Below are 17,081 nucleotides of genomic sequence, written 5' to 3'. Positions count from 1 at the left end.
AAGCCTGAGTTCCCGCGCCGCGACAGCCCCCTTGCAACCTATCCGGTCGGGCTCGGGCGACCACCCGGTTTCCGTAGGCCCCCGGCGCAGGATAAAATGCGTCCCTTGATCGGCTTGCGTTCGGGTTCGTCAAATGGGTTGGAGTGTCGCTATGCGAAGTGTGAGAGTGCTCGGATTCTTGCTTATGGCCCTGGGGGCTGTTGCGGGGATGGTAGGAGAATTAGACGCCCAGACGCCCGCGCCGGTCGAAAACGTCTCGACGCTGCCGCCGAGATCGCCTCAGGAGGAGCAGAAGGCCCTGCACGTTCCGCCGGGGTTCGAGGTTCAGCTCGTCGCCGCCGATCCCGACATCCAGAAGCCGCTCAACATCGCCTTCGACGATAAAGGCCGGCTCTGGGTGACTGACACGGTCGAATACCCGTACCCGGTCGAGGACGGCAGAAAGCCGCGCGACACCGTCAAGATCCTCTCCGACTTCGGTCCCGACGGCCGCGCGCGCAAGATCGAGACGTTCGCCGACGGCCTGAACATCCCGATCGGCCTGCTGCCGCTGCCGTCGAGTAACGCGGCGCTGGTGCACAGCATCCCCAACGTCTACCTGCTGCACGACAGCGACGGCGACGGCAAGGCCGACGTCAAGGAGCGGTTCTACGGCGAGATCGGCCATCGCGACACCCACGGGATGACCAACGCCTTCACCTGGGGTTACGACGGCTGGATCTACGCCTGCCACGGGTTCTCGAACGATTCGCAGGTGGCCGGCAGGGACAAGAAGCCGATCGCCATGAACTCAGGCAACACCTACCGGATGCGGGCCGACGGCTCACACGCCGAGTACATCACCCACGGCCAGGTCAACCCGTTCGGGCTCGCGTTCGACCCGCTCGGCAACCTCTACTCGTGCGACTGCCACAGCCGGCCGGTCTACCAGCTCCTCCGGGGCGCGTACTACCCGAGCTTCGGCAAGCCCGACGACGGCCTGGGCTACGGCCCGGAGATGGTCACGCACGACCACGGCTCGACCGGCATCGCGGGGATCTCCTATTACACCGCCGACCAGTACCCACAGTCGTACCGGGGGACCACCTTCATCGGCAACGTCGTGACCAACCGGATCAACCACGACAAGATCGAGTGGCACGGCGCGAGCCCGAAGGGGATCGAGCAGCCCGACTTCGTCTGGAGCGAAGACAACTGGTTCCGGCCCGTCGACATCGAACTCGGCCCCGACGGCGCGCTTTACGTCGCCGACTTCTACAACCGGATCATCGGCCATTACGAAGTCCCGCTCACTCACCCCGGCCGCGACCGGACCAGCGGGCGGATCTGGCGGATCGTTTACAAGGGCAACGCTAAGCACCCCGCGCCGGCGTTGCCGGGCCCCGTCGACCGGACGAAGTCGAGCGTCGATTCGCTGATCCTCGACCTGGCGAGCCCCAACCTGCCGGTGCGGATCACCGCCGCCAACCAGCTCGTCGAGCGCGGCGGGCAAGTCGCCGTCGACAAGCTCCTCGGCCTGTTGAAGTCGAAGCTCAAATCCGCCCCGCTGATCGTCCATTCGCTCTGGGTCCTCGAACGTCTCGGCAAGCTCGACGACCCGCTGTTGCTCGGCGTGGTGGAAACTCCGAACGACCCGACGGTCCTCGTACACTCGTTGCTGATTCTCGTTGATCGTCCGTCGCTGCCGCCGCTGCTGGAAACGTTCGTGCTGCGGTCGATGGACGACGCCAGCCCGCACGTCCGCAAGGCCGCCGCCGAGGTACTGGGGGCTCACGCCGACCTGAACCACATCCGGCCGCTGCTGTCGCTGCGGCAATCGACGGCCGCCGACGACACGCATTTGCTGCACGTCGCCCGCATGGCGCTTCGCGACCAGTTCAAGGACAAGGAAGTCTGGCCGAAGCTCGACACGCTGACCCTGAACGCCCGCGACCGCGCTGACGTCGCCGACGTGGCGGTGGCCGTCCCCTCGGCCGAGGCCGCCGCGTTCCTGCTCGCTCACATCCAGAAGGCCAAAGACAGCCCCGAGAACGTCAGCCGCTACGTCCACCACGTGGCGCGGTACGGCGCCAAGGAGTCGATACCGACGCTGCTGACGTTCGTGAAGGCCGGCGACCGTTCGCCCGGCGAGCGGATCGGCCTCTTGCGGATGATCCAGCAGGGTTCGCAAGAGCGCGGCGAGGCGGCGATCCCGGAAGTTCAGCGCACGGCTCTCGGCCTGGTACAGTCGCTGCTCGACTCGAAGAACGCCGACGAGGTCGGGCAGGGGATCGGCGCCGTCCGCGACCTCCAGCTCAAGGACGCGATACCGGCGCTCGACAAGGTCTTCGCCCGCGACGACCTCCCGACCCCTCGTCGGGCCGAGGCGCTGTCGGCGGTCGTCGTGCTCGACCAGCCGGTCGGGCTCGCGCGGCTCAAGGCGGCCCTCACCGACGGCCGCCTGGCGCTGCCGCTCCGCGAGTCAGCCGCCATCGCGCTGGCGAACGTCGAACGGCCCGAGGCCCGCGCGGCGGTGCTCGAAGCCCTGGCCGTCGCCCCCGAGAACTTGCAGTCGACGGCCGCCGCGGCGCTGGTGCGGCACCGCGAGGGCGCCGAGGCGCTCCTGACCGCGATCGCCGCCGGCAAGGCGTCGGCGCGGTTGCTCCAGCAGCGTCCGATCACGATCGGGTTGGAGAACGCGAACATCCCGAACGTCGCCGATCAGATCAAGAAGCTGCTCGCCGGCCTCCCCCCCGCCGATCAGAAGCTCCGCGAGCTGCTCGACGCGCGCCGGGCTGGCTTCCAGGCCGCTCCGCACGACGTCGCCGCCGGTGCCAAGGTCTACGAGACCAATTGCGCGATCTGCCACCAGATGGAAGGCAAGGGCGCCCGGATCGGCCCCCAGCTCGACGGCGTCGGCACGCGCGGGCTGGAACGGCTGCTCGAAGACGTCCTCGACCCCAACCGCAACGTCGACCAGATGTTCCGCGTCACCAGCCTGGCCCTGAAGGACGGCCGCGTCGTCGCCGGCCTGCTGCTTCGCCAGGAAGGCCAGGTCGTCATCATCGCCGACGCGCTCGGCAAGGAAGTCCGCGTCCCGCAGGACGAGATCGACGAGAAGCAGGTCGTGCAGATGTCGCCGATGCCCGCCGACATGGCCCGGCTCATCCCCGAGGCCGACTTCTACCACCTGCTCGACTACCTTCTCAGCCGCCGCGAGGAAAAGCCGGTCAAGTGACGATTGGCCGACATCTTCACGCATGAGCTTGATCAACACGACCATCCAGGAGCAAGACGCCGATGAACGCCCTAGGAAGATGTTTCATCGTCGTCTTGCTGACTGTCGCGGCGCTCGGGCTTCCGCCGTCGCCGTCCCTCGCGGACGACTCGGCCGCTGAATTCGCCAAGCGGCTGGATTCGTTTCCGATCGTCGACGAGATCGACCCTGTCGCTCAGCCCCCCATGCACCAGTTCCCGACTGACGCCGGCAAGGTCGTCACGGTCCTCGGCCGGCAGGCTCGAACCTTGCCGATGGACGACGCGCCCAAGGTGATGGCCTGGGTGATCGGCAAGGGGAAGGATCTGAAACCGGGCGCCGCCTACGTGCTCGAAATCGAGTATCCCGACGACGCGCCCCGGTCAATCTTCATCGCCAACCGCGGCGCGGACCTCGTGCGCGGGTTCTCGACGGGGAGCGCGGTCGGCGACGCGCGGCAACAGTACGTCCAGCCGTCGATCGAATCACTCGACTACCCGCAGACGGGTCGCTGGCAACGGTATCGCACGATCTTCTTTCTCCACGACCGCTTTCAGGGCCTCCACGGCCAGCGCGATTCGAAACCCGGAGGCCGCCCGTTCGGACCGGCCGACGGCTTTCACGTCGTCGTCTTCCAGTCGAAGAAACTCAATGATCCCCGCTCCCAGGGCGCGGCGATCGGCCGCATCCGGCTGCGAGCCGTCCCCGACGTGACGGCCCTCTATGCGAACGTCGAGTATCCGTCGGACGACCTCCCGCGCCGCCGCGTCTTCTTCCGCGAGGAGATGGCCGACGAGGCCGTCCACGCCAAAGAGGCCGTCGATCGCGGGGTCGCCGATCCGGTCGAATGGCTGATGTACAAGGCGAAGACCTCGCGCGTCCTGGCGATGAACACCTTCGCCAAGGACCTGCTCGAATTCGGCTTCAACCAGGGCTGGGATAGCGGCGACGAGAACTGGGTGATGAACGCCCAGCCGCCGCTCAACGACGTCTGGGACCGCCTCGTCCCGAGGATCGCCGCCGAAGGGCTCGACCTCTTGCCTTACTATGAATACAAGGGGGCGATCGGGTCTGAAAGCGCGAAGCCGCAGAGCCTCGCCTGGCAGCGCCGGGCCGAGAAGCTCTACCACAACCTGCCGAACTCCCGCTACACGCCCGTCTGGTGGACCGAACCGCACAACGCCGACCTCACCGATCCCGACACCCTGACCGACGCCCGCCGACTGCTCGACAAGACCGTGATCGCCCACAAGGGGAAAGCCCGGTTCGCCGGCGCCTGGTTCCGGGTCCGCGACAATCATCTGCCGATCAGCTTTTCCGACGCCGCCGTCGCCCGCTTCCGCGCGGATTTCCCGGACGACGCCCTGGCGAAAACGGCCTCGCGAGCCGCGCTCATCGCCTCGCACGAGGGCGACCGTGCTCTGTACAACCGCTACATCGCCTGGTGGCTGACTCGCCGCGCCGGGTTTCTGGAAGCTTTGGCGGACCACTTATCCAAAGGTCTTGGCGACGACATGATCAAGCTGATGTTCACGCCCTGGACCAGCGAGCAAATCCCGATGCTTCGCGATCCCGAGTCGGGCCCGAGCGGACACCCGGACCAGGTCACGACCGACGACCCCGCGTGGTGGGACGCCTTCGCACGTACGCAGCCCGATTCGAGCTGGTTCCGGTGGGCGCTCAGTCCGTCGGCCTTCGACAAGGTGGTGCGCGAGAATCACTACGGGACGAGCCTGATCTTTCGTGAGACGATCGACCCGCCGCATCGCACTGAGTCGTTCCATTCGGCCCCCGGCGGCGACCCCGAGCACTACCGAGACAGCCGGCGCGTGATGCTCACGTATCCCATCGGCCGCCTGTTCACGGTGGCGTCGCCCGAGTCGATCAACTCGTACCGCACCAAGGCGGGGCTCGCCGCGATCCACCACTACACGCTCAACGAGGACGACCACGACCGGACCAAAGGCGGCTCGAACCTGCCGTTCGACGGCCAGGCGGGCTACGTCGCCGCCGACGTCGACCGCGCCGGGCCGTTCGTCCGGCTGCTCGAAGCCCGCGCGGTCGCCCAGGCCGATCCGACCAACCTCGGCATGCTCTGCGCTTCCAGCTTCTCGACCGGGTTTCCCGAATACGTGCGCCGGTTCAACCAGGCGTACTTATCGGTTCCGGCCCTGCCGTCGACCGTCGCGCCCGGAGCGTGCAAAGACGCCGAGATCGTCGTTCGCGAGGTTCCCGCCGGAAAGCAAAGCGTCTACTACTACGTGATCAACACCTCGATGCGGCCGAAGACCGGCGCGGCCGTGACGTTCGCCGCGCGGGGCTCGCTCCGCGATCTGGTCGACCACCGCGATCTCGACGCCGGCGCGGTCACGCTCGATCTCGATCCGGGCGAGCTGCGGAGCTACCTCGTTCGATCGCGGTAGCGTTCCGAACGGCGTCGGTGCATGATTTGCATGCACTTCGAGTCAACTCATCTCGCCTGTACGCGCGAGGCTGTCCCGTTACCGGAGACCGATACCGATGATCGACCCGAACTCAAATCCGACCCGTCGCGACGTGTTGCAAGCCGGCGCCACGGGAATCGTAGCCGCCTCGCTCGCCGGCGGCGCCCACGCCGCGCAAGACGTCAATTCCGGCGGCGTGCCGCTCCGACCGCTCGGCAAGACGGGCGAGAAAGTCTCGCTGCTCTGCCTCGGCGGCTTCCACGCCAGCGTTCCGGAGCCCGAGAAGGAATCGCTTCGCCTGATCCAGCGGGCGGTCGACGAGGGCGTGACGTTCCTCGACAACGCCTGGGATTACAAGGACGGCGTGGCCGAGGAGCGGATGGGCAAGGCGCTCGCCGAAGGTAAGCTGCGCGACAAGGTCTTCCTCATGACCAAGTGCTGCGGCCGAACCGCCAAGGACGCGCGGTCGAATCTGGAGGACAGCCTCAGGCGGCTCCAAACCGACCACCTCGACCTCTGGCAGTTCCACGAGATCAACTACGACAACGACCCCGACCTGATCTTCGCGGCCGGCGGCGCGCTCGAATTCGCGCTCAAGGCGAAGGAGCAAGGGAAGGTCCGGTTCATCGGCTTCACCGGCCACAAGCACCCCGAGATCCACCTCAAGATGCTCGGAAAGCCCTACGACTGGGCGACCGTCCAGATGCCTTTAAACGTCATGGACGGCCAGTTCCGCAGCTTCCAGCATCAGATCTTGCCGATGCTGAACAAGCGAGGCATCGGCGCGATCGGCATGAAAAGCCTGGGAGGCACCGGCGACATCATCAAGGCGGGACACCTTACCGCGGAAGAAGCGCTCCGATACGTGCTGTCGCTGCCGATCTCGACCCTCGTTTCGGGCATCGACTCCGAGGCCGTGCTCGAGCAGAACCTCAAGATCGTCCGCAGCCACAAGCCGATGGCCCGCGACGAGATGGCGAGCCTCGAAACGAAAATCGCGGCCGTCTCGGCCGACGGCCGGTTCGAGCGGTTCAAGACGACCCAGATGTTCGATGGTGCCGTGCATCAGAAGCAGCACGGTTTCGCCTGAAGCCGTGGACATTCATTAATAGATGCACGACTCACCACGGAGGACGCGGAGGAGAAGAAATCCGATCCAACGACAATGCCGATCCGACGGGGGAATTGAGGGCGAGACGGGATCGATCTTCCTTCCTCCCCGCATTTCCTCCGCGTCCTCCGTGGTCAATTCAAGCAGCCGTTCTTCATGGACGGCCCCTCACGCCAGCACGCCTTTCAGGACCGAGCCCGCGACGTCGGTCAGCCGTTCGTCGCGGCCGCTGTGGAGGTAGGTCAGGCGGAGGTGGTCGAGGCCCATCAGGTGCAGGATCGTGGCGTGGATGTCGTTGACGTGGGCGCGGTCGGCGATCTGGTTGAGGCCGATCTCGTCGGTTGCGCCGACGATCGCGCCCCCCTTCACGCCGCCGCCGGCCATCCACATCGTGAACCCGGTGGCGTTGTGGTCGCGGCCCCGCCCGCCCCCCTGGCGGACCGGGGTCCGGCCGAACTCGCCTCCCCAGACGACCAGGGTCTCATCGAGCAGACCCGAGCGCTTGAGGTCGGTCAGAAGCGCGGCGACGGGCTTGTCTGTCATGCCGCACATCTTCTCGTGGTTGGCGTCGATGTCGTCGTGGGCGTCCCACTGCGTCGCAACCGGGCCGCCGCCGGAATAAAGCTGGACGAACCGCACCCCACGCTCGACCAACCGCCGGGCCAGCAGGCAGCGCGTGCCGAACTCGACAGTCCTGTGGTCGTCGAGTCCATACATTTCCTTCGTCCGCTCCGACTCGCTCGCCATGTCGACCGCCTCGGGCGCGGCGCTTTGCATCCGGAAGGCCAGCTCGTAGGACGAGATCCGCGCGGAAAGCTCGGTGTCGCCGGGGCTGAGATCTTGCTCGTTCATCGATCGCAGCAAGTCGAGAAGCCGACGCTGGCGGGGCAGGGTGATGTCGGCCGGCGGCTTGAGGTTGACGATCGGGGCCGGGCCGCCGCGAAACAGCGTCCCCTGATGGTGAGCCGGCAGGAACCCCGCGCCCCAGCACGGCGCGCCCCCTTCAGGCGTCCCCTCGGGCTGGGTCATGACCACGTACGACGGCAGGTTGTCGCTCTCGGAGCCGAGTCCGTACGTGACCCAACTTCCCATGCTGGGATAACCCATCAAGATCCGCCCCGTCGTCATCTGGTACATCGCCGGCGCGTGGATGACGCTGTCGGCCACGCACGACCGGATCAAGCAGATGTCGTCGGCGTGCTTGTGCAGGTGCGGCACGAGGTCCGACATGTCCATCCCCGACTCGCCGTACCGCCCCCACTTGCGATGCGAGGCCAGGCAGAGCGGGTCGCTTTCGAGGAACTGGCTGTGGATCTTGCCGAAGCTCGGGGGCAAGGGCTGGCCGTCGAGTCTCGCCAGCGCCGGCTTGGGATCGAACAGGTCCATCTGGCTGGGACCGCCCGTCATGAACAGGAAGATGCACCGCTTCGCCTTCGACGGGAAATGCCCCGGGCGCGGCGCCAGCGGATTCGCATGAGCCGCGCCGGCCGCCGTCGCCTCCGCCTGCTGCAACAGCGACGACAGCGCCAGCAGCCCGAAGCCGTTGCCGGTCCGCTTCAGCCACTCGCGGCGGTTCAGCGGATTGATTGTAGGAACGCCCGAACAAGGGCCAGGACACTGATTGGATGATGAGTTCATGAAGACGGCCTTTCCTCGTCTGCGTCGTTCGCCGCGCCATGAGCGTCGAGTCGGTCGAACAGTTCATTCAGCGTGAAGCGGAAGCCGGGCAGGACTTTATTCAAAGCAATCGCGTCCGATCCGCCGTAAACCCGTGCCTCGGACTCGTCGCGGTCGTGGATCGTGATCGTTCGAGTCTTCGGGTCGACGAGCCAGACGAAGGTCGTTCCGGATTCGAAGTATTCCCCGATCTTCCGCTCCATCTCCGCCTTGGTGTTGCTCACGCTCAGGACCTCGATGGCGAGGTCGGGCGAGAGGTCGGGAATCGGTTGGGTCGGCACTCGATTTCCGGGAACGCGGCCCCAGGCCATGAAAGCCACGTCCGGCACGCGAACGAGCCCGGGCATGACCCGCATCGTCCCGGCCTCGCCCGTCACGAACCCTAGCTTATGGGCGTCCGCGAACCGCTGAATCAACGCGATAAGAGCGGCCGCCAACAGCGACTCGCGAATTCCCATCGGCTTCTCCACGAGCACACCGTCGACCAGTTCGCAAATCACCTTCTTGCCTTGATTGATCGCGATCAGATCTGTTTCCGTCGCGGTTCCAGGCGCGGGGCGCATCAGGACGCGCGCGGGTGGGATTCCACCCAAGCTGTCGAGCAGGTCCTGCGCGGTGATGATTTCGGTCGCGACGGCCATGAGACCCTCGATCTTCTCGTGGGATTCGGCGTCAGGGGACGTACAAGAACTCGTTGCAGTTGACGAGGGCGAGGGCGAAATCGTCCCAGGCGGCGGACTCGCCGTCGGCCTGGCGCTGGGCGTCGAGGAAGGCGTCGGCCCGCGCGGTTTCGGCGGGCGAGGGGGGGCGGCAGAGGACGACCTCGTAGGCCCGCTTGACGCGATCGGCCTGGTCGTTCGGAGCCTCGCGAAGAATCCGGGCGGCGAGCGCCTTGGCGCGGCCGATCGTGGTTTCGCTGTTGAGCAGATTGAGCGCCTGGAGAGCGTGGGTGCTCGTCTCCCGGCGCGGGCAGGCGGTCTGGTTGTCGGGGGCGTCGAACGATTCGAGCAGGGGATACCGGACGTTCCGCTTCTTGAACAGGTACAGCGACCGCCGGTGATGCTCGCGCGGGTCGGGATCGACCGGCCAGAGGTCGACGACCTCGGCCTCGGTGAAGATCAGATCCTTCACTTCCTTTTCAAGCGGGGCCAGCACGCCGGGGCCGCCCATCTTCGGGTTCAGCTCGCCTGAGACCGCGAGCATGGCGTCGCGAACGCCCTCGGCGTCGAGCCGGCGGCGGTTCATGCGGCCCAACAGCGAGTTCTCCTCGTCCAGCTCGGTCAACCTGTCGACGTGTTTGCTTGACTGCCGATAAACGGCCGACGTCACCATGAGCCGGTGGAGCGGCTTAAGACGCCAGCCTTCCTTGATGAGCTGGGCGGCCAGCCAGTCGAGCAGTTCGGGGTGCGAAGGAGGCTCGCCGCGAACGCCGAAATCGCTGGGTGTGGCGACGATCCCGCGCGTGAAGTGGTGCTGCCAGAGGCGATTGACGATCACGCGGGCGACCAGCGGATTATCGGCGCCGGCCAGCCAGCGAGCCAGCCCGGCGCGGCGGCCGGTCGTTTTCTCGTCGGCCTTTATGGCGTCGTTCGGGAACGCGTCCTTCCGCTGCGAGGCCAGGATCACCCCCGGCGGGCGCGGCTCGACCTTCGGCCCCAAACTCTTGACGTCGCCGCGACGGAGGACGAACGTGTCGGGGGCCGTCGGCTTGTCGTCGACGAGGGCCAGAGCGTGCGCAGGGGGACGAGGGCGGGTCTGCTCGATCTGATGGACCTGGAGCTTGAGGGCTTCGCGACGCGCGAAATCGACCTTGGCCTCGGCGACCGCCTCGGCGACCTCTTCCCAGGTGATCCGAATCGAATTCTGAAGTCCTTGAATGATCTTCTTCTGCTGGGGCGTGCGGTCCTTCTCGGCCGTGGCCAGCAAGGCGCGTTCGTCGGCGGTGAGCATCGCCTGCTTCGCATCCGCGAGGGCCTTGCGGTACGGGGCTTCGAGTTCGCCGAGCTGTTTGCGAATCGGTGCGATCTTGGCGGCGATCGCCTTCTCGGCGGCGTCGAACGCGTCGATCTCGGCCCTGGGCGCGATCGGCGGTTCAACGAGCTCGCTGGCGGCGAAGAACGACTGGAGTCGGTAGTAGTCGGTCGCGGGGATCGCGTCGAATTTATGATCGTGGCAACGGGCGCAGCCGATGGTCAGGCCGAGGAACACCGAGCCAACGGTCCCCGTGATCTCGGTGAGCTCGTTCTGCCGCTTTACCGCGGGGATCACGTTGCCGCCGACCAGCTCGCGCGGGCCGGAACGGCCGAAGCCCGTCGCGATCAAGGCCGACGTGTCCCCCTTTTCCAGCTCGTCGCCAGCGATTTGCAAGGCAAGGAAGCGGTCGTAGGGCATGTCGGCGTTGAGGGCGCCGACGACCCAATCGCGATACCGCCAGGCGTCGGGCCGCTCGGAGTCGAGCTCGAAGCCGTTGGTGTCGGCGTAGTGCGCCAGGTCAAGCCAGTGCTGCGCCCATCGCACGCCGTATTGGGGGCTCTGGAGCAGGCCGTCGACGAGCCGCTCATAAGCGTCGGGCCGCGCGTCGGCCAGAAACGCAGCGACCGCCTCGGGCGTGGGGGGGAGGCCGGTCAGGTCGAAGGTCGCGCGGCGGATGAGCGCGACGCGGTCGGCTTCGGGCGAATGGGGCAGCTCGGCCGATTCGAGATCGGCCAGGATGAACCGGTCGATCGGGTTGCGAACCCAGCCGGCTTCCTTCACGTCCGGCGGCTCGGAATCGGCCAGCGGTTGGTAGGCCCAGTGGTCGCGCTGGTCGGCCGTGAATTTCTCGATCCGGGCCAGCGGCGGGGGGGTCGTCGGAGCCGCCTTGGGCGCGGGGTCGTCGGCCATGGTCAGCGGCGACAGGGCGAGCCACGCCAGGACGAACTTCGCGGGGTGGATTCGCGGTCGTGGTTTGAGAGCCGGCCGGTTGCGACACGGATGCATGAAGCTTCACCCTCCCGTCAAGCCACCTGGAGTGGATTCCCCCCCTAGCATGATACTATTGTGCGGGAAACCTGACTCACAGGCAAGGGAAGGTGGCCGCTTGCGCGCCAGGCGGTGCCGAAAGGGAGGGCCGACGTGTCGTCGATCGAACTGCGCCAGGTCTCTCGCGACTTCGATGCCCGGACGAGGGCCCTCGACTCCGTCGATCTGACGGTCCTCGACGGCGAGCGGCTGGTCGTGCTCGGCCCTTCCGGATCGGGAAAGACGACGATCCTTCGGCTGATCGCCGGGCTCGACCAGCCGACGACCGGCAGCGTCCGGCTCGGCGACGCCCTGGTCGACGGCCTGCCGCCGCACCGCCGGAACGTGGCGATGGTGTTTCAGTATCCGACGCTCTACCCGCACCTGGACGTCGCCGGCAACCTCGAATTCGGCCTCAAAACCCGGGGGGTTCCCCGCGCCGAGCGCCGGCGGCGCATCGGCGAAGTCGCGTCGATGCTGAAGATCGACGCGCTGGTCCGACGCCGGCCCGCGAGCCTCTCCGGCGGCGAACGCCAGCGCGTGGCCATCGGCCGGGCCGTCGTCCGACGTCCGGCGGTCCTCCTGCTCGACGAACCGTTCTCCAGCCTCGACCTCCCGTTGCGAGCCGCCCTCCGGCGCGAGTTGATTGAGCTGCACGAGGCGTTCCGAACCACCCTGGTGCACGTCACCCACGACCAAGGCGAGGCGCTCAGCCTCGGCCAGCGAATCGCCGTCCTCGATCGCGGCCGGCTGATCCAGGTCGCCAGCCCACGCGAGCTTTACGAACGTCCCGCCAGCCCAATCGTCGCCGCGTTCGTCGGCGGCCCACCCATGAACCTGCTGCCGTGCACGCTCGTCCGCGACGGTTCACGCACCTCGCTGGTCGTCGGCCAACGACGTTGGCCGATCAACCCGACACACCCGCTCCCCGCGCTGGCCGACGGCGAAAGCCGCGCAATGCTCATGGGAATCCGCCCCGAGCATCTCCACGTTGATCCGGCCGACGCCTTGACCGAACGGGCGGAGGGATTTCTCGCGATCGAGTCGCGCATCCGTCGGATCGAGTTCCAGGGCGATTCGGTTCTGCTCACGCTCGACCTGCGCGGCTCGACGGCCGTCGCCCGCGTCGCGGCCCGGGACGACTTCCACGAAGGCCAGAGCGTCGTCGCCTCGCCCGACCTCGCCCGTGCGGTCTGGTTCTCGGCCGATAACTGATCTGCTTACGAAGCGCGGTGCAAAGAGGTCAAGCTTCTTCACTGGCCATTACTTGCTCAGTCTCGGGGGTTTGGTCAGATTGTGCGGCCGGCGGCTGGTCGAAATCCACCTCGGGCGGGCGGAGCCAGCGGTACATCAACAGCTCCGAACCTGAATCGACGTCGACCGAGCCCTTGGCTCGGAATTCGTAAGCGTAGTGGAAGTTCAGCCAGAGCTTCCTCTCGATGGCTCGGCAGCCGGGTTTCGTTTTGGGGAAGCGGGCGACGAGTCGCTTCTTGGCCTCGCCCGGTTTTGGCCCGAGATCGTTGATGATACGATCAAGCAACCCGTGACCGCTCGAACTGGCCGCAAGGCAATCGCGTCCGATACCCATGCTGCGGTACGGCCCTCGCAGCCAGACGATCAGTTCGAGATCCTCAGGCTCCCAAGGCCGGACCATGACCAGGCCGATCGGGAATGTCGGCCTGAGTTGGCCCGAGCCGGTATCGTAGCGGGTCGAGAATATCAGCCAGCTCGCGGGGGTCTCGTCGGCCATCTTCAAGGTTTGCGCCTGGCCGATCAGGTCCTCGAGAGCTTGCTCCTTCGGCCATTCTCGCGCGAACTCCTTGCCTAGCAGGCGAACCGAACCACCGACGATCTTGTCGCCCGAATCCATGACGATCACGTAGACGCCGGCCGCGTTCCTGGAGAGTGGGAATGGGGTCGGCGAGCCGTCGGGGAGACCCAGTTCGCGTTCGAGGAACTGGACGAACTCCTGATCGAATCCGCCGCGAACGATGGGCCAGTTGCGTTGGAGGGTTTTCGAGCGGGAGACGCGGCGGAGGGCGTTCATCCAGCCGCGGTTGATGGGGTGCTCGGGGTAGCCCTCCAGGCGGACGCCCCTCCAGGCCTTCTCCATGACCTGAACCACCTGATTGACCATGTGCAACTCGGCCGAGCGCCGGTTGGCCCGTTCCTCCTCGGCGGAGGGGGCGATCCCGACGTGATCTCCGCCCCCTTGGACGCCGGCGTCAGCGCGTCCCAGTTCGGGGTTCATGTCGCGGCTGAACGCTCGCAAGGTTCCGTCGCTCCTCATCACCCCCTGGAGTATTCCGAAGGCTTGCGCCGTCTCTTCATAAGTCGCTTCGATGCCCGGCGGCGCGGGGAACCAGTGAGAGCGGAGCCGCGAAAACAGCTCTCGGTTGTTCTGTTTGAACCCCTGCCGGACATCCCCTTCGTCTTGGGTCTTCTCAACCACGCCCGGCCCGTCGTAGGCCACGGGGTTGAACACCGTGCTGGCGATGTGGTGCCCGAGCGCCCGATAGCTCTCGAACTGCGCTTCGTCGAAAAATTGGTCGGCCGTCGTCTGGTGTGGGAAGTCGGGGTGGGTCGCCGCGTAGTTCCGCACGTCCGAGGGCTCGTCGCCGGTGAGCGACGCCTTGATGTAGATTAGAAGGCCAGGGACCTCACCAGGGTCGACGTCTTCATAATGGATCTGACCGATAGCGCAATGCCAACGCCCGCGCAAGGTCTCGTTCGCTGGATCGATGGGGCCTGTGTCGATCGTGATCCTCACGCCGAAGTCGGACCGACAGAGCCGAGTGAGAGTGGCCAGGTCGTCGTAGATCGACTTGCGATCCTGGCCGGCGTCGCAGACGATGATGTATCGGCAGCGGCGGCGGATCAGCTCGTAGACGCCGAGGTTCTCGAAGTGGCCGCCGTCGGAAAGATGAACGTAGGAGCCGTTCTCGTCGCTCAGGCCTGCGAGTTCGTACCAGAGCAGTCCGGCGAACCGGGGACTGCGCGCAGTCCAGTTCTTCGTGGTCTTGGGGTTCTCGATCCACCATCCAAGGCGCGCGTTGAAGATGGTCAACAGGGCCGTCAACGCCCCGGACTGCTTGGCCCCGACGCTCGGATCAGCGGCGGCGCCCGAGATCGCCATGGCCCGGCCCAGAGTCAGGATCTCGTCGGAGTCCTGCCCGAGCTTGCGGTAGCCGGTCCCCTTGCTCCCGCAATAAAGCGGCGACAGCACGAAGGACTCGGCCTTTCGGTCCTGCACGGCGAGTTCCTGGCCCTTCACCAGGTTCATCGCGGTGTTGATCAGCCGGAACGGGCCCCAATAGCCGTTGTCAGCGGTGGAGGGCCGACTATTGGAATCGGGCCGCGAGCCGATCCGTAAGTCACGCAGAGGTAAATCGTCATGGAAGTCGAACCCGGTGAGCAACTGGCCGCTGCGCAACTTGCCGCCGCTGCCGGTCGGAGCCCCTCCCGTGCCGGGGTTCCAGACTCCGTTTCGCCAGGTCGTCGTCCATTCCTCCTTGCGCCGGGACGCCCCCAGATAGCAGCGCGTCAAGCGGTTCGCGTACATCGAGTGAAGTGAGAACAGGTTGACGTTGATCAGAATGTTTGCGGCGGCCGCGACGAGAAGGCAGCTCAAGAAGGCGGCGACGAGCGCCGGAAGAGTCACCAAGTCCCTCTCGATTGCTTCCGTAAACCACGAGAGCTTCATCGGGACCGACAGAGACTCGAACACAATTCTCCAGACCATCCACGAGACTCCGGACAGGAGGCCGATCAAAAAGACGACCGGCGCGGCCTTGAGGAAGAGGCCGAGGATCCAACCGGAGCCCTTCTGCGTCTGATTCGGCTCGCCTGTCCGCCCCGCCAGGGCCGCACCGAGCGAGGTCGCAACCCATCCCATGACGAGCGCCGGCGTCAGGGTGATCTGGGCCCACTGGTTGAGCCGCAACACGAGCCAGGGCACGTAGACGATCGTACCGAGAACCACCAGCCAGACGGCCGCCTTGGTCAGCAAGAGCGAGGTGACGGTCGCCCACCATTCCCGCTCGTCCTCCGCCAGGAAGCGCCCGAGCAGGCCGACCTCAAGATAGACCGCCGCGGTGAAGAGCAGAACCGCGAGAGGTGGACCGAAGGTCGCCAGCGCCCCGGCGTCGTTGCTGAAGGGGATCAGATACCAGATCATGAACAAGTAAAAGAGGAACCCACCGAAGGCGCCTGACGCAAGTGACGCCAACAGCACGAGAACGTCCCGCCTCAAGCGGGTCGTCCACTCCTCAAACCCCTTGAGTCGCGCGAAATCCAAGGCCAGCCCGCTGGACATCCCGAACAGGTGCGCCGCAAAGTGCAACAGGCCGAAACCGATGGCGAAGACGGCGGCCTGGGTGACGGAGAAATTCCCATCGACCGTCCAATCCTGGACGATCCCCCCAGGCACGCTGACCTTCTCTTCCTTGAACTGGTTAACCAGTTCGGCCGCGGCCCGCCAGTGGAAATCACCATTGGGGTAAACGCCGAACAACCAGACCGCCACCACGGCGGCAATGAACAGAGGCAAGATGACGAGGAGCTGAAACGCGCCGCTCCCCAACGACCGCACCAGCCAGCGTGCACCATACGCTTTCGCGAACCACTGCATCAACCTGGGCGGCTCCTTGGAAAATTGAGTCCGCGCCCGATAGAGCTTGGAGAGTTCAAGACCAAGCAGGGTGAATGACCACGCCAGCAAGGCGAGAAAGAAAAACCCGCACCACTTCCCGCTCCCCCATCGATGAGGGCCGAAGAAAAGAACGACGATCCAGACGAGGACGACGAAGGCCACGGTGAGGGGGAAAAGGATCAACTGGTTGAGCAGGAAGTTCCGGATGTAGATCCCCAGCAGCGTCCAGGTGTCCGTCGTGAAGAGGCCGGGGCGGGGCGTGAGGTAGTTGCTGTAGGACCGCAGATGGCGGATGGCCTCCGGCTCTTCGTCGACTATGGATCTCTCCTCGAAAACCGGCCGCCTGGCATTGGATTGCTCGATCCGGCTGGGGTTGAGCTGGAGCTCGACGTTCTCCATCGCATCGGGAACCGTCGCGCCGTCCCCCGGCGAGGCCGGGTCCGGCGGCTCGGCCCTGGTCCCCTCCCGGCGGATCCAGGCGGCCAGCCAGCTCCCGATATACCCGCCCCCGGAAACCGTCGAGAGGTAGTCGATCCGCCTCAGTAGCTTCATCCTGCCCAGGCCTTGGAGAATGCCGAGCGAGAACGTCGCGCTGCGGATGCCTCCCCCGGAGAACGCAAGCCCCACGAGGTCGCGGTCGAGAGCCGCCTTCCTCATCTCCCTATCGAACCGCGCACTGTCGTGGTCTTCTCTCTTCTGCCGTTCTTCCGGGGTCTCGCCGGATGGCGCGGGGGTCTCGACGAGCTGTAAATCGGGTTCCGTCTCTCCCTCGGCGAGCACCTCGTCCCGCCCGAACAGCGCACACGCCCGGCGCATGTCGATGGCGTGCAACTCTTCGGACAGAACATCCGCGAACAATGGGTCCCGATTCACAATCACCCTCCGTCGGACGTGGCGAATTCCTATCAGAGTCGCGGGCCGCCCGGCACGACGCCGAGGGGAATTCCGATTCTAGTATCACTG

8 protein-coding genes are annotated in these 17,081 nt (G+C 66.1%); 4 read left to right on the top strand and 4 right to left on the bottom strand.

From position 1 onward, the window contains the following. Nucleotides 1-151 precede the first annotated feature (151 nt). The 3 genes from BSF38_RS05805 to BSF38_RS05795 all read left to right on the top strand — a co-directional run bounded on the left by BSF38_RS05805 (nucleotide 152) and on the right by BSF38_RS05795 (nucleotide 6,769). A complete protein-coding gene (locus BSF38_RS05805; protein WP_237170758.1) occupies nucleotides 152-3,217 on the top strand; it encodes a PVC-type heme-binding CxxCH protein in 3,066 nt (1,021 codons plus the stop codon). Nucleotides 3,218-3,279: 62 nt separating this feature from the next. Further along, nucleotides 3,280-5,658, top strand: a complete 2,379-nt coding sequence (locus BSF38_RS05800; RefSeq protein WP_076343868.1) for a hypothetical protein — start codon at nucleotides 3,280-3,282, stop codon at nucleotides 5,656-5,658. A 97-nt stretch (nucleotides 5,659-5,755) separates the two neighbouring features. Next, entirely contained in the window at nucleotides 5,756-6,769 is a 1,014-nt protein-coding gene (locus BSF38_RS05795) for an aldo/keto reductase (RefSeq protein WP_076343866.1), read from the top strand. Nucleotides 6,770-6,958: 189 nt separating this feature from the next. On the opposite strand, the gene BSF38_RS05790 is transcribed toward BSF38_RS05795, so the two are convergent. The 3 genes from BSF38_RS05790 to BSF38_RS05780 are packed head-to-tail and all read right to left on the bottom strand — an operon-like array spanning nucleotide 6,959 to nucleotide 11,446. Beyond that, nucleotides 6,959-8,428: a DUF1501 domain-containing protein gene (locus BSF38_RS05790; RefSeq protein WP_076343864.1), complete on the bottom strand. Its 1,470-nt coding sequence runs from the start codon at nucleotides 8,426-8,428 to the stop codon at nucleotides 6,959-6,961. Beyond that, on the bottom strand, nucleotides 8,425-9,108 hold the full coding sequence (locus BSF38_RS05785) for a Uma2 family endonuclease (protein ID WP_076343863.1): 684 nt from the start codon (nucleotides 9,106-9,108) through the stop codon (nucleotides 8,425-8,427). The genes BSF38_RS05790 and BSF38_RS05785 overlap by 4 nt, the downstream gene beginning before the upstream one ends. 31 nt (nucleotides 9,109-9,139) lie before the next feature. Then, nucleotides 9,140-11,446, bottom strand: a complete 2,307-nt coding sequence (locus BSF38_RS05780; RefSeq protein ID WP_076343861.1) for a DUF1549 and DUF1553 domain-containing protein — start codon at nucleotides 11,444-11,446, stop codon at nucleotides 9,140-9,142. 135 nt (nucleotides 11,447-11,581) lie between these two features. Between BSF38_RS05780 and BSF38_RS05775 the strand changes: the two genes are divergently transcribed. Then, entirely contained in the window at nucleotides 11,582-12,682 is a 1,101-nt protein-coding gene (locus BSF38_RS05775) for an ABC transporter ATP-binding protein (protein ID WP_076343860.1), read from the top strand. Nucleotides 12,683-12,710: 28 nt separating this feature from the next. Here the strand turns inward: BSF38_RS05775 and BSF38_RS31630 are convergent, their stop codons facing one another. Continuing rightward, nucleotides 12,711-16,991, bottom strand: a complete 4,281-nt coding sequence (locus BSF38_RS31630; RefSeq protein ID WP_210405682.1) for a patatin-like phospholipase family protein — start codon at nucleotides 16,989-16,991, stop codon at nucleotides 12,711-12,713. Nucleotides 16,992-17,081 lie beyond the last annotated feature (90 nt).

This window comes from Paludisphaera borealis, from assembly GCF_001956985.1.
GTDB lineage: Bacteria > Planctomycetota > Planctomycetia > Isosphaerales > Isosphaeraceae > Paludisphaera > Paludisphaera borealis.
This window is presented reverse-complemented; position numbering and strand designations above follow the sequence as displayed.

What these genes read in the sequence shown, in the direction of transcription:
- BSF38_RS05795 (WP_076343866.1), top strand. Translation starts at nt 5,756, where the DNA reads ATGATCGACCCGAACTCAAATCCGACCCGTCGCGACGTGTTGCAAGCC.
- BSF38_RS05800 (WP_076343868.1), top strand. Translation starts at nt 3,280, where the DNA reads ATGAACGCCCTAGGAAGATGTTTCATCGTCGTCTTGCTGACTGTCGCG.
- BSF38_RS05790 (WP_076343864.1), bottom strand. Translation starts at nt 8,428, where the DNA reads ATGAACTCATCATCCAATCAGTGTCCTGGCCCTTGTTCGGGCGTTCCT.
- BSF38_RS05785 (WP_076343863.1), bottom strand. Translation starts at nt 9,108, where the DNA reads ATGGCCGTCGCGACCGAAATCATCACCGCGCAGGACCTGCTCGACAGC.
- BSF38_RS05780 (WP_076343861.1), bottom strand. Translation starts at nt 11,446, where the DNA reads ATGCATCCGTGTCGCAACCGGCCGGCTCTCAAACCACGACCGCGAATC.
- BSF38_RS05805 (WP_237170758.1), top strand. Translation starts at nt 152, where the DNA reads ATGCGAAGTGTGAGAGTGCTCGGATTCTTGCTTATGGCCCTGGGGGCT.